The 12,956-nt window shown below is 60.1% G+C and carries 13 protein-coding genes; 2 read left to right on the top strand and 11 right to left on the bottom strand.

Features of this window, described 5'->3' with window-relative positions; translation table 11 throughout:
- Positions 1-22 precede the first annotated feature (22 nt).
- The 8 genes from AB4Y71_RS09300 to rpsP all read right to left on the bottom strand — a co-directional run bounded on the left by AB4Y71_RS09300 (position 23) and on the right by rpsP (position 6,869).
- Positions 23-610: a hypothetical protein gene (locus AB4Y71_RS09300; RefSeq protein WP_441719896.1), complete on the bottom strand. Its 588-nt coding sequence runs from the start codon at positions 608-610 to the stop codon at positions 23-25.
- 173 nt (positions 611-783) lie between these two features.
- Complete coding sequence (locus AB4Y71_RS09295) at positions 784-2,994, bottom strand: S1 family peptidase (RefSeq protein WP_441719893.1); 2,211 nt, start codon at positions 2,992-2,994, stop codon at positions 784-786.
- Positions 2,995-3,417: 423 nt separating this feature from the next.
- Positions 3,418-4,065, bottom strand: coding sequence for a signal peptidase I (gene lepB / locus AB4Y71_RS09290; protein ID WP_102597722.1), 648 nt, complete (start codon positions 4,063-4,065; stop codon positions 3,418-3,420).
- A gap of 13 nt (positions 4,066-4,078) precedes the next feature.
- Complete coding sequence (rplS, locus tag AB4Y71_RS09285; protein WP_013348865.1) at positions 4,079-4,438, bottom strand: 50S ribosomal protein L19; 360 nt, start codon at positions 4,436-4,438, stop codon at positions 4,079-4,081.
- 250 nt (positions 4,439-4,688) lie between these two features.
- The gene (gene trmD / locus AB4Y71_RS09280; RefSeq protein WP_441719890.1) at positions 4,689-5,513 is read right to left on the bottom strand and encodes a tRNA (guanosine(37)-N1)-methyltransferase TrmD; all 825 of its coding nucleotides are present in this window, start codon (positions 5,511-5,513) and stop codon (positions 4,689-4,691) included.
- Between the two features lie 3 nt (positions 5,514-5,516).
- A complete protein-coding gene (gene rimM, locus AB4Y71_RS09275) occupies positions 5,517-6,059 on the bottom strand; it encodes a ribosome maturation factor RimM (RefSeq protein ID WP_013348863.1) in 543 nt (180 codons plus the stop codon).
- Positions 6,060-6,213: 154 nt separating this feature from the next.
- Positions 6,214-6,456 (bottom strand): RNA-binding protein, encoded by a 243-nt coding sequence (locus AB4Y71_RS09270; RefSeq protein ID WP_013348862.1) that lies wholly within the window; start codon positions 6,454-6,456, stop codon positions 6,214-6,216.
- Between the two features lie 2 nt (positions 6,457-6,458).
- Positions 6,459-6,869: a 30S ribosomal protein S16 gene (gene rpsP / locus AB4Y71_RS09265; protein WP_013348861.1), complete on the bottom strand. Its 411-nt coding sequence runs from the start codon at positions 6,867-6,869 to the stop codon at positions 6,459-6,461.
- 250 nt (positions 6,870-7,119) lie between these two features.
- Between rpsP and AB4Y71_RS09260 the strand changes: the two genes are divergently transcribed.
- Complete coding sequence (locus AB4Y71_RS09260) at positions 7,120-7,749, top strand: LysE family translocator (protein WP_102597725.1); 630 nt, start codon at positions 7,120-7,122, stop codon at positions 7,747-7,749.
- Between the two features lie 45 nt (positions 7,750-7,794).
- Here the strand turns inward: AB4Y71_RS09260 and AB4Y71_RS09255 are convergent, their stop codons facing one another.
- The 3 genes from AB4Y71_RS09255 to AB4Y71_RS09245 all read right to left on the bottom strand — a co-directional run bounded on the left by AB4Y71_RS09255 (position 7,795) and on the right by AB4Y71_RS09245 (position 11,628).
- The gene (locus AB4Y71_RS09255; protein WP_441719887.1) at positions 7,795-9,522 is read right to left on the bottom strand and encodes an HNH endonuclease signature motif containing protein; all 1,728 of its coding nucleotides are present in this window, start codon (positions 9,520-9,522) and stop codon (positions 7,795-7,797) included.
- Between the two features lie 64 nt (positions 9,523-9,586).
- Positions 9,587-10,642, bottom strand: a complete 1,056-nt coding sequence (locus AB4Y71_RS09250) for a FecCD family ABC transporter permease (protein ID WP_441719885.1) — start codon at positions 10,640-10,642, stop codon at positions 9,587-9,589.
- Positions 10,639-11,628 (bottom strand): FecCD family ABC transporter permease, encoded by a 990-nt coding sequence (locus tag AB4Y71_RS09245; protein WP_013348857.1) that lies wholly within the window; start codon positions 11,626-11,628, stop codon positions 10,639-10,641. Before AB4Y71_RS09245 ends, AB4Y71_RS09250 begins: the two co-directional genes overlap by 4 nt.
- A gap of 211 nt (positions 11,629-11,839) precedes the next feature.
- Here AB4Y71_RS09245 and AB4Y71_RS09240 point away from each other — a divergent pair, with 211 nt between their 5' ends.
- Positions 11,840-12,850 carry an ABC transporter substrate-binding protein gene (locus AB4Y71_RS09240; protein ID WP_441719882.1) on the top strand — a complete coding sequence of 337 codons (1,011 nt, stop codon included), beginning with the start codon at positions 11,840-11,842 and terminating at the stop codon, positions 12,848-12,850.
- Positions 12,851-12,956: the final 106 nt, after the last annotated feature.

The following is a 12,956-nucleotide window of genomic DNA, read 5'->3' as shown; positions in this document are numbered from 1 at the left end:
ATCTGCTCGTGCAGATATTCTTCTACTGTGTTGCTGCCGGCGTCATTATGCCACCGCTTGGTTTGTAATCCACTGGGATGTCGCCAACGGGCTGGTCGGCTTCAATCAGCTTCTGCACTTCTTCAAGCTGGCTCTTGTCGACCGACAGGGTGATGCCGCCGGTTTCCGGGTTCAAGGTATAGGCGTGAATGGCGCTGCGTACAGGATTTTCCTGCTTGCCCTGCCACTTCATAATTTCCTGGATGGCTGAACGCAATTCTTCATTGCTGAACTGGACCAAGTGGCCTACCGCCCCTGCCGCTTCAATGGCGTCAAGCTGTTTCTCGTTGGTGGTTGAGACATTTAGCTGGCCATCCTTGACCCATCCCTGGACATATTCATCGCCCAGAGTCTCAGATAGTTGGTCATTGATCTGCAACAGTGCGTCCTGGTCCACGGTGCTCCCATTTGTATTATCGGATTGCTGGGCGGATTCGGAGGCTTCGGCAGACGTAGAAGTCTGCGCACCCGGTGCGGGTTCCTGGCCGCAGCCGGTAAGCATCAAGGCGGCTATTGTGGCACTGGAGGCCAGCACCATGGGAGTGCGTGAAGTTCTAAACTGGAAATTCATAAATTACACCTCGGTGATATTCGCGCGGCCACTACGATCCTAGCTATGACACTAATACCCGATTCGTAGAGCAAGCACGGAGCTACATGTGTACCAAGTAAAAATGCCCCGCTACTTTTTCCAAAGTAGCGGGGCACTTTCAGCAGGAACTTGTCCTGCCGGGAAAGATTCCCTTAGCCGTGGCGACGTGCGCTGCGGCGGAACAGCAGGAAGGCTGCGCCGGCCAAGGCCATTGCGCCACCGGCGGCGATCAGCGGAACGCTGTTCGCACCGGTATCTGCCAGTGGATCGTCCTTCTTAGGGGTTTCCTTTGGAGTAGTCGACTTGGTCGGCTCGTCATCCTCCTGGTCCTTCGGAGCTTCCGACTTGTCGTCATCCTTAGGAGTCTCCGACTTGTCGTCATCCTCAGGAGTCTCCGACTTGTCGTCATCCTTAGGAGCTTCCGACTTGTCGTCATCCTCAGGAGTCTCCGACTTGTCGTCTTCCTCAGGAGTCTCCGACTCGGTCGGCTCTTCCTCAGGAGTTTCCGGCTCGGTCGGCTCTTCCTCAGGAGTTTCCGGCTCGGTCGGCTCTTCCTCAGGAGTTTCCGGCTCGGTCGGCTCTTCCTCAGGAGTTTCCGGCTCAACGGCAGGCTCAACTACTACAACATTCCCGGAAACTTTTTCGGACTGGTTGTAGCCATCCTTAGCTACGAGGCTGAATTCAAATTTTCCGGGTTCTTCCGGAGCAGGGAACGAGAACGTTCCGTTGGCTTCAAGCTCAACTGTCTTGTACAGCTTGCCGTCAACGATCACGCGAATAACGGTGCCTTTCGAAGGATCAACCATGGTGCCGGTAATCGCGTCACCTGGCTCAACTTCTGTACCATTTTCAACTGTGATATTCGGGGTGTTGACGTGGAACTTCAGCGTGTAGCCATCAATGTAGCCCTTGTCGAAGACATCATCGAGCGAGGTGTACATGGCGATGTCGTCATCGGTGTTTTCTTTCAGGTCTTCGCCTTCGGCGTTGGCCGAGTTAATGCCGGCAGCTCGGCTGCCAACAAGCATCGGGCCACCGGAGTCACCCTGGTCCAGCACCTTCTGGCCGGCGTTTTCAGCGACGTAGCCGGCTACGGAACGGTAGGTACCGTCCGAGCCTCCGACGAAGAAGACACCTTCACCAATGATCGGAGAGCAGCTCCAGCCTGTGGTGCGGCCAGAGGAGCAAGCTTCTGACCCGATGATGGCCTTGGTCATACCCGTTACGTTGATAACTTCGTCGCGAGGTTCCTTGCCCGCTGGCCATTTGGAGACCGCAGGGTGCATGTTCAGCGCAGGATTGATGTTGTCAATTACCGAGATGTCAGTGCCCGGTTCCAGGCTATTGAATTCTTCCTCCGTCATGGAGTTCAGCTCATCGACGGTGAAACCGGAGTTGTTCGGGCCACCGAATTGGTTGAAGCCGAAGTCACCCAGCTCTGCACCGATAGTTGGTACCTGGCCGGGTACCGACTGTTCTGCAAGACCCAGAATCTTGGTCGTGCCGTCTTCCGAGCAGTGCCCCGCCGATACGATTGCGTCGTCGCCTTCAGCGGTCCACGCTGTGAAGCCGAGGGAGCAAACTGTCGAAGAACCGGTAAGCGCACCGGACTGGTCCATTGCGTAGCCCAAAGCGCCGTAAATATCCTCGGCCGCGGTGGTCTTAGCCACACCCGAGCTCTCAACGCCTCCAACGTGATTAGCTTCGCTGACAAATTGCTCTACGGTCAGTTTCTCCGGCAGAGTGCCAGCGGACTTGGACTTTAGCTCAGCCTTAACTTCTTTCTCGTCGAAGCCCTTTGCATAAACCTTTAAGCCATCCTTTGTCTGCAGGATAGCGGTGAGGCGCTTCATTTCCTTCGGCTCAATGTTGGCCAGAAGCTCGGTGTAGACCTTTCCGACGGTCTTGACTTCCGAGTCGACTTCAGTCACAACGATTGGAGCCGGGGCTGCGCTGGCTTTGATGACTTCCTTGGCCTTAGCAACATCCTTCTTGCCAACAGTGATCTCGGCCTTGCCGTCTTTCACCGAGGCAGTGGCGTCGACGCCCTTGGCTTCAAGTTCATCGCGGACCTTTGAAGCAGCGTCGCTAGCGTCTCCCTGCTCGACGAATTCTTCTACAGTCTTGTCGAGATCCCGCTCGATAGCCTTGTCGAGACCCTTGGTATCCAAGGCACTCTCGCTCGGAGTGGCAGAGGCGCTCGTGTTAGCCGAAGCCTTTGCGCTGGCCGAGGCAGACGCAGATGGCGACTCGGAAGCCGTCGGCGCCGCTAGTGCCGGCATGAAGCTAGAGCCGACCACCAAGGCGGTCGCGGCTGCTGCAACGATGCCGCGTTGCGCAGTCTTCTTTTTTGGATGTGGCATTAATGCTTCTCCCAGATTTACGGTGCGAGGGCCCGCGCCGCCCCTACCTCAGGACGCGCGCATAGGCACAGGTGTTGTTACCAAAATGAAACACTACTTGGTTGCGCCACTGTTTTTCAAGCACCGAATCCAACGAAAATACAAATTCAACTTCCTGTTTGGCCTAGTCAAAATACGATGAACCATTCCTATCAGGTCACAACTTACGCGTCAGTAGAGTTGGTTTAAGATTGGACTACTCTTTCTAGACCCTAGTCAGCTTGGTGATACCTGAGTGCAACCGCATAATTTGCACATCATCTGCACAGCTTCAGGCGTGTCGAAATTTACGTTCGAAATAAAATACATGCGCATAGAAAAATAGCGTCGAATGGGTAGTTCTACCCATTCGACGCTAGCGAAATCTCTTTCTGTTTCACCGTGTCATTCGATCTCGGAACGCTGATCCAGTGGCCAGACTACCTGCGTGGCCTTGCCTGTGACGCGGTCTATGCTGATCATTCCTCCGCCACTGGCCCCGAGTAATGCTCGCGAATCCTTGGAAGTGGAACGATGGTCCCCCATGACCCACAATCGGTTTTCGGGAACCGCTACGGAAAACTTCTGCTCGCTGGGCGCATCCCCGGCAAAGATGTACGGCTCATCTATCGGTTCGCCATTGACCAGAAGGCGCCCGTCTGCACTGCAGCACTCGATGGTGTCTCCGCCTACGCCAATGACGCGCTTGACGTACTTGTTGTTGCTGCCGGTGAGGCTGAACGCGTTGAGCAGATCATCGGCGAAGCTGGCTTTCGCGTAAGGCAGGAAGGATCCACGGCCGTCAAATACGATAACGTCCCCGCGTTGCGGTGCGCTTTCGGCGTAGGCCCTGCGGTCCACTGCGATGCTCTGGCCAGGGTTGAGCGTGGATTCCATGGAGTTCGATTCGATATGGAAGACGTCCATCACCGTGGCGCGGATCAAGATGGTGGCCAGCAGGCCCAGAATGATGGCGAGTACAGCGAAGCGCCAGACCCATGAAAAGGCCCGGCGCTTCGATGTTGCTCGCTCGGTGCGTGCAATCTGGTTCATAGAAGAACGCAGATTACTTCTTTGCGCCGAAGTCGCGCTTCTCGCGGATGCGAGCAGCCTTGCCGTGACGATCGCGCATGTAGTACAGCTTTGCACGACGTACGTCGCCCTTGGACACAACCTCAATCTTATCGATGATTGGGGAGTGAACTGGGAAGGTACGCTCAACACCGGTGCCGAAGGAAACCTTGCGAACGGTGAAGGTCTCGCCTACGCCGCGGCCCTGGCGACCAAGGACGTAGCCCTGGAAGACCTGAACACGGGAGTTCTTACCTTCGATGATGTTGACGTGCACCTTGAGGGTGTCACCTGCGCCGAAGGCAGGAACGTCAGAGCGCAGCGAAGCTGAGTCAACAGAGTCAAGAATATGCATGGTGCATCTCCTAGGATCAATGCCGCAGGTCACCGAATCCTCGTAGCGGGGTCCGACACCGGCCTAGGCCAGTGAAATCCCCGGAACGTTGTACCACCAATTGCCTCTAGCAATCGGTGCGGTGGTTTCCTATGGCTCGAACTTCCCCCTGCGGCAGGAGTCGAACAAAAACACACCAAGAAACAATTATGCCGTATCAGCGAAGCCGATGCGAGTCTGCCCGAAATGACTTTCAGGTGATGTTGGCCTCTTAGTCCTTTTCGGTGCCGGCCCCGGTGGCCCAGTCCAATTTGGACTTCGGGGTGATCTCACCGTCTACCAGCGCGAATCCGCTGTGCCACAGCGCATCGCGGTCGCGGCGGTTCAACGATTCGGCATCAAGCTGGGTGATCAGATCCGGACGGCGCACGGCGGTGCGCTTGATCTGTTCATCGCGGCGGAAGCGTCCCACGCGCTGGTGGTTGCCGCCCAGCAGCACCTCGGGAACGTCGCGGCCGCGCCATGAAGCAGGCTTGGTGTAGACCGGGTATTCCAGCAGTACATCGGAGTGCGACTCTTCGACCAGGGATTCGGGATTGCCGATGACTCCAGGGATCAACCGGGCGATGGCTTCCACCATCACCATGACGGCTACTTCTCCCCCATTGAGCACGTAATCTCCGATGGAGACCGGGATGACGTTGAAGTTCTCGTGCGCGTATTCGATAACGCGTTCGTCAATGCCCTCATAGCGGCCGCAGGCGAAGATCAGGTGCTCTTCTTCTGCCAGCTCGTAAGCCATCTGCTGGTTGAAAACAGTTCCTGCCGGCGATGGGACGATCAAGGTCGGCTTGGCGCCGGCAGCATTTGCCGGGCGCACCGAGTCAAGTGCCTGGCCCCAAGGTTCTGGCATCATCACCATGCCGGCTCCGCCGCCATAAGGGGTGTCATCGACCTTGCGATGCTTGTCGGTGGCGAAGTCGCGCAGATTGGTGACGTTCAGATCCAGGATGCCGTCTTTTGCGGCGCGTCCGATCAGCGAGAGTGAGAGCGGCTGCAGGTACTCCGGGAAAATCGAGATGACATCAAGACGCATGGCTTACTTGCTTCCCTCTTCGTCGTTTTCCGACTCTTCGCTGTTCAAGGTCAGCAAGCCTGCAGGCGGGGTGATGACCACGATGCCGGCTTCAGGGTCGATTTCTGGCACGAATTCATCAACGAAGGGAAGGTAGATTTCCTGGCCTTCGGAGTTCTCGAACACCAGCAGGTCCTGGGCTGGGTTGGTGCGCAGTGCGGTGATGACACCGACCTGTTCGCCGTCGAGCATGACCTTCAGGTCGAGCAGTTCATGCTCGTACCATTCATCGGAGTCATCTTCTGGCTCTTCGGAAACGTCAATTTCCAGACGGGCGCCGCGCAGGGTTTCGGCCTGATTGCGGTCGTTGATTTCCTTGAAGGAGAGCAGCAGGATGGTCTTGTTCCAGCGCGCGCTTTTCACGGTCAGCGTCTTGACCGGTCCGTCCACGACGATCAGTTCTTCACCGGAGGTGAAGCGCTCGTCCGGGGTGTCGGTCATAACCTGGGCGGTGACTTCACCACGGATGCCGTGGGGCTTGCCGATGCGGGCAACCTGCAATCGCATATTCTGCTGCTCTTTCTGCACTGTGTTCCGTGGCGGGGTGCCGGGAGACTGGAATAAAAATCTGGGGGTAAACACGAAAGGAGCTCCCGTCACTAGTTAGGACGGAAACTCCTTTCGTTTCGAAGCCAACTTAAAAGTCAGACCTCTAAGTTGTTTAGCCTCGGCGTCGGTCAGTGTCGATCACATCGACACGTACCGGCTCCTTGGCCAACGCTGCCAACACGGTGCGCAGTGCCCGAGCAGTGCGTCCCTGTCGTCCGATCACACGACCGAGATCTTCAGGGTTCACACGTACTTCGAGCAGGTCGCCGCGACGGGTGGACTTCAAGGCAACCTTGACGTCTTCCGGTTCTTCGACGACCCCGCGTACCAAGTGGTCTAGCGCATCAACGAGCACTGTTACTCAGCCTCGGTAGCTTCGGCCTCTGCTTCTTCAGCAGCTGGCTTTTCAGCCTTCTTGGTGATTGCCTCTGGGAGGATCACAGAACCCTTGTCCGGAGCAACGAATGCTGGCTTAGGCTCGGCAACCTTGTAGGTGCCTTCCTGGCCATCGATGCCCTTGAACTTCTGCCAGTCACCGGTGATCTTCAGCAGTGCGTGTACCTGCTCGGTTGGCTGAGCGCCAACGGACAGCCAGTACTGTGCACGGTCCGAGTTGATCTCGATAACCGAAGGGTTCTCGGTTGGGTGGTACTTACCGATCTCCTCGATGGCACGGCCATCGCGCTTGGCGCGCGAGTCCATAACAACAACGCGGTAGAAAGGTGCGCGCATCTTACCGAAGCGCTTCAGACGAATCTTTACGGCCACTTTTGTGGTCTCCTGTTTCTCAACATGGTCGAATCCGATTTTTAGCACCTGTGGGGCAGGCCTTACTTACCAGACTCTAAAAGGACAGGATTTATAGCGGAGAGAGGGTCCACTGCAAATCGAGTACCCTGCAATTATGCCAGAGAGCATGCGCGCTGGCCAACTCTATCCGGCACCGCGCGTCGAGCAATCATCATGAGCTTGCTCACCTTGGAAACCGCGCCGAGATGAAGCTCCTAGTATTAATTGTATGACCGTTCCTTCTGCTTTCCTGGCTTTCGGTGTCGTTGCCGCTTTGATGACATTGATTCCAGGTGTTGACACCGCGTTGATTCTTCGTTCAGCTATCACCCGTGGACGCGGTGAAGCGATGCTGGCTGCGCTGGGGATTTGCACTGGAGTGTTCGTTTGGGGCGTGGCCGCGGCCGCTGGCGCGTCGGCGATTCTGGCCGCTTCGAATCTGGCCTACCAGGTTTTAACCTATGCCGGTGCAGCCTACCTGGTGTTCCTTGGCGGGCAGATGATCTACCGGAGCCTGCAGAAGAAGCGGTCGCCGGCCACCCGGATCCCGATGCCGCAAAGCAGTTATCGAACTTACCTGACTGGGCTGGTGACCAACGTGCTGAACCCGAAGATCGGCGTCTTCTATATCGCGGCGATCCCGCAGTTCACCCCGGCGGGCACCAACGCCCTGCTCATGGGCATGGGGCTATCGGCGGTGCATGTTGCACTGACTCTGGTGTGGGCAGTGGCCTTGGTGTACGGGGTTCGGATCGCTGGCCGCTGGCTGGGCTCAGCGAAGTCGGTGTCCTGGATGGACCGGATCACCGGGACGGTGCTGATCGGTTTCGGGCTGAAGGTGGCGCTCTCGCGCCCATAGCTTCTTTCCCAAGCCGGCAGGTGGAGCAGTTCATGGTTCCGGTGCTCAGGCGGCCACCGGAACACTATTTCTTCGCGGTATTTGCAGCGGATCCAGATGCTTGGGCAGCATGATGTGTGCCAACCCTCCGACGGTGACCAGCCCAATCAGGCCGGCATGGATTGCATGATGGTGCCGTCGGCACAGGCAACTGCCATTGCGCACAGAGGTGCATCCGCCTCGTTCCCACCAATTGTCGTGGTGGTATTCGATCATTTCCGGTGGCGCGGTGCATCCGGGGACGATGCAACCACGGTCGCGGGCGAAGATCGCGCGTTTCATGGCGTCCGTGAAGAAGCGTTCCTTGCGTCCGACATCCAGCGGTTGCCCATCGGGGCCGAAGACCACCCAGTAGATCTCGCCTTGGCAGATCAGTTGCGCGGTGTCCACGGAATCCAGGTTCAGCCCATGCTCGGTGGTGGCGCGCAGCTTGCTTGCCTCGCGAAGATCCTGCAGGTCGCTCAGCTGGATGAGCATGCCGATCTTCGGGGTAATGCCATTGGCCGCCTTGCCGGTGGAACGTCGCCTAAGTGCAGCCATTAGTGCATTCAACCGTCGCTGGGCCACGGGTACTTCCCCATCACCAAGCAGGGACGAATCCAGGTTCCTCGAAGGGTTTGCTTCGCCTGCGCCGTGCGCTGGCTTCTCAGCTTCAGGCTCTTCGGCTGACTGCTGCCCAAAGAATGTTCCTCGGTCTTCTCTGGCCCACGGCGGTGGCGGCTCCTTGCTGCTGAACAATTCATCGACTGCAGGATCCCCGGTGTTCTGGCCCGGTTGCGCTTCACCCTGACTGCCGCTTTCCTCCGCCCCGTAATCCATGTCAACGCCATCCGATGATTCGCCTGAGCGGGCCGCTTTGCCGGCGTTGGTGCGCGGGTTATCCGCCTGGGCCAGGGTGGAGCGGAATTCTTCTCGCTGGGTGCCGGCGACATACAGCTCGTACTTGTCGCAGTCCCCCACCGTTCCTCGGGGGTAGATTCCCGGTTCGGGGTTTCTGGTTTTCTTGCGGGCCTTGCGCTGGGTAGCAAGCAGGGCGGCGAGTTTGGATTCACGGGTGGCCCGGTCTGGTTCTTGGAGCAGTTCCGCGGCGAGGTGTTCCAGAAGCTGGCCTTGTTCATTGCTGGCGGTAGGTTCCAGCGGCTGGCCTTGGAAGCAGGTGTCTGCAGGTTCGAATTTATCCAGTGCGCGGGCGACACGGGCAACGAGCCGCGGGTCCAGTGCTGGCGCCTGCGTATAGAGCGTGGCCAGCTGGTTCATGCGCGGCGCGATGGTGCTGCCATCCATCAGGCGGCGGGCGATGAGCAGGTGCGCATCGCGCACGCGGTTCTGCCCTTCATGGGAATTCAGTCCCAGCCAAGTGGCCAGAAACTCCCCGGTGTTCTGATAGTGGGCCCGTCCTGAATGCTGGCGGGCGCCAACGGCGAAGCTGCTGCGCGATTCGGCGACCGCCACCAACTCTTCATCCTCCAGCAGGTGGGCGCCGGTGGATTCCAGGTGGATGGCGCTGTGCAGTTGTTCCCTCAGGGTGTAGCGGTAGATGGTTTCCACCAGCCTTGCGTGGGCCGCCGCCACCCGCGGGTCATCAATCTCGCGCAGGGACACCGAGAGCTTGACCAGCAGTGCGCAGCAAGATGCCATCAGCTCAAGTAGCATTTGGGCCGCTGCGCGCGGCAAAGACCCGGTCAGGGCCTCGCGCAGAGTCTGGCTCGCGGCAACTAGCTGGTGGATGCTCATGGACCAACCATGGGTCCAGTGACCATCTGCCAGCTGAAGCAAGCCGCCGAGTGTGGATAACCTGCTAGCCGCGTTGGCGCACCTTGGATTGGCGGATCACCAGGAAAATCAAATACGGCGCACCAATGACCGCGGTGGCTACCCCTGCAGGCAGGATCACCGGGAAGGCGCGGGCCGCAACCAGGTCGGCAAGCAGCACGAAGATCGCCCCGATCAATGCGGCGTGGGGCACCGGCGGGATGGTGCCCCGGGCCACCAACCGCGCGGCATGCCCGCTGGCCAGCGCGACGAAGGCCAGCGGACCGGCGATCACCGTGGCGGCGATGGCCAGCAGCGAGGCCAGCGCGAGCATCAGCACGCGGTCGCGTCCCAGGTTCATGCCCAGTGCGCGGGAGGTATCCGAATCCAGGGCCAGCACTTCGCGCTGGTTGCGCAGCAGCATGGCAAGAATCAGTCCGGGCACGACGATCGCCGGGGCAATGGCCAGATCGGCCCAGGAAATCGCGTTGACAGTCCCGGCCAGCCAGGTCAGCGCCTGCTGGGCGTTGTAGATTTCGCCCAGGGTCAGCATCCAGGAGGTCAGCGCGGCGCACAGCCCGCTGAATCCCAGGCCCACCAGCACCAGCCGGTTGCTTTCCAGTGAACTGCGCCAGACCAGCGCGAAGACCAAGGTGGAAACCAGCAGTCCGCCCAGGGTGGCGGCGATGGGCAGCCCGTAGTGCACCAGCAACTCGGAGCGTCCGCCGGTGTGCACGCCGATCGCCAGTACGGATACCGCGCCCAGCGCCGCGCCGTTGGTCACCCCGAGGATGTCGGGGCTGGCCAGCGGGTTGCGTGCGACATTCTGGGTCAGTGCGCCAGCGACGCCGAAGCCTGCCCCGGCGAGCACTGCGGCTACGCTGCGCGGCAGGCGGAATTCGAGGATGGCCAATTCGGTGCGGGCATCGGAGGCCGCGCCGAAGAGCGTAGCCACCACATCGCCCACTGGGATCGGGGTGCCTCCGATGGCCAGGTGCACGCAGAACGCGGCGAAGGCGACGGCCAGCAACAGCACGCCGGTGGCAAGGGTGCGCTTGGCGCGCAGGGCCGAAGCCGCTAGGGGCATCATCTGGGTGCTCATACGGTGACCGCCTTGCGGCGCCGGGCCACATAGATGAAGAACGGTGCGCCCAGCATTGCGATGACCACGCCTACGGGCAGTTCCCCGGGGCGGGCCAGCATGCGACCCAGCACGTCGGCCACGCACAGCAGCAGTGCACCGCATAACGCGGAGCCGGGAATGATCCAGCGGTAGTCGGCGCCGAAGATGCGCCGCGAAATGTGCGGCACCAGCAGGCCCAGGAAGGCGATCGGCCCGGCTAGGGTGACCGCCAGCCCGGAGAGCGCCACGATCGCGGCCAGTCCCAGGGATCTGGCATGCAGGGCGGTGATTCCCAGGCTGCGCGCGGAGTCCTCGCCCAGGGTCAGGGCGTTCAGCCCGCGGGCGTTGGCCAGGGCCAGCACGGTGCCGGCCACCAGCAGCGGCCACAGCGACAGGAAGGATTCGTAGCCTTGGACTACTGAGCCCACCTGCCAGAAGCGCAACGTCTCCAGTGCCGCTTCGCTGAGCAGCACGATGGCCGAGACCACCCCGGCGCACAGTGCGGTGACCGCGGCGCCCACCAGCAGCAAGGTGATGGGCGATCCCCCGCGCCCGTCGATGCGCCCGATGCCGAAGACCAGCAGGGCCGCGGCCAGCGCCCCGCCCAGGGCCAGCAGCGCTTGGGTCCATGCCGGCAGTGGTCCGGTGAATGCGACGACCGAGACGATCGCCAGGGCCGCACCCTGGTTGATGCCCAGCAATCCGGGTTCGGCGATCGGGTTGCGGGTATGGCCCTGGATCAGCGTGCCGGCCATGCCCAAGGCGGCCCCGGCGGCCAGTGCGGTGACGGTGCGCGGCCAGCGGATCTCGCGGATCGCGATATCGGAGACTTGCCCGTCGGGAGCCAGCAGTGCGTGGCGCAGCTCGGCGAAGCTGGAGGTGGTGCTGCCGATCCACAGGCTGATCCCGATGGCGGCGCCCACGCCGGCGGCCAGGATCAGCAGTGAGCTGATGCGCGGTGTCATGCGGTCGATAATCTGGGGCCTTTCTCGGTCCGCGAGGTGTGCGGCGGGTGCGTGCGGATGATGCGAATCAATTATGTCGCAGGGACTTGACCTCGGTGGCAGAATCCGTGCTAGTGTTCTTCTCGCGCACTCAGCTTACCCTTACCTAAATAGGTTGAGCAAAATTACATCACGCGCTAATTAGTAAATCGTCTTCACGGAAAGCACTCGCATGCAATCGCCTCGCATCCTCGCCCTCACCGCCGCCTTAGCCGCGGCCTCGTTGGCCCTGGCCTCCTGCGCAAGCTCGGCTCCAAGCACTGAGCCGGCGCCATCCGCCGGCACTTCTGCACAGGAAGATGCCAACTTCCCGGCCAGCATCAAGCATTTCCGCGGCACCACCGAGCTGGCCCAGCGCCCGCTGCGTGTGGCCGCACTGGACCCTTCCTACGTAGATGCCACCATCCTGCTGGGCGCCGAACTGGTGGCCTACACCGAATACCGCAAGGGCAATAACCCGTTCCCCGAATATCTCGGAGACACCTCAAAGTTCACCGATGAGGCTGTGAATGTCGGCACCATCACCGAGCCGGATCTGGAAAAGCTGCTGGCCGCCGAGCCGGACGTGATCATCTCCGCCGATGTGCGCCAGGGCGCCATGTACGACCAGCTGAACAAGATCGCACCGACCATCTTCTCGGAGTCCACCGGACCGACCTGGAAGGAGAACGTGGTGCTGCTCGGCGAAGCGCTGGGCAAGAAGGAAGCAGCTGAACAGGCGGTAGCCAGCTATGAAGCCCGCGCCGCAGCGGTGGGCAAGGAAATCCTGGAAAAGAAGCCGGAAACCACCTACTCCCTGCTTCGCTTCGCTGGCGAGGACACCGCCCGGTTGTACGCCACCGATTCCTTCATAGGCGAGATCATGGTCGACATGAACATCCCGCGTCCAAAGGATGCGCCGGATACCACCGAGTCAATCTTCGTGCCGCTGTCCCCCGAAGAAATCCTCAAGGCTGACGCCGAAGTGATTTTCCAGTCCACGTGGGCTCCCGAGGGAGCCGAAGGCGACGCCTCGCGCGCGCAGGAACAGAAGTTCACCTCCAACCCGTTGTGGGAAAAGCTGGAAGGCGAAGTCATGCAGGTCGATGACTCCATATTCCTTTCCTCGGTGTCGTTGCAGGGCGCCAACGAGGTCATCACCCAGGTAGCCGAGCACTTCGAGGTGGACCCTCAGCTGCCATAGGCTGGGCTCGAAAAACCTCATTAAACGAGTTCGAGTCCCTGACCCGGCGTAATTCGCCGTAGGTCAAGGACTCGAACTCGTTATCCGGCCCTCAATAATCGGGGGC

The sequence above is a fragment of the Glutamicibacter sp. MCAF14 genome, from assembly GCF_052114325.1.
In the GTDB taxonomy this organism is placed as follows: domain Bacteria; phylum Actinomycetota; class Actinomycetes; order Actinomycetales; family Micrococcaceae; genus Glutamicibacter; species Glutamicibacter arilaitensis.
Note: the sequence above shows the minus strand (reverse complement) of the source record. Positions and strands in the feature narration are given on the sequence as shown.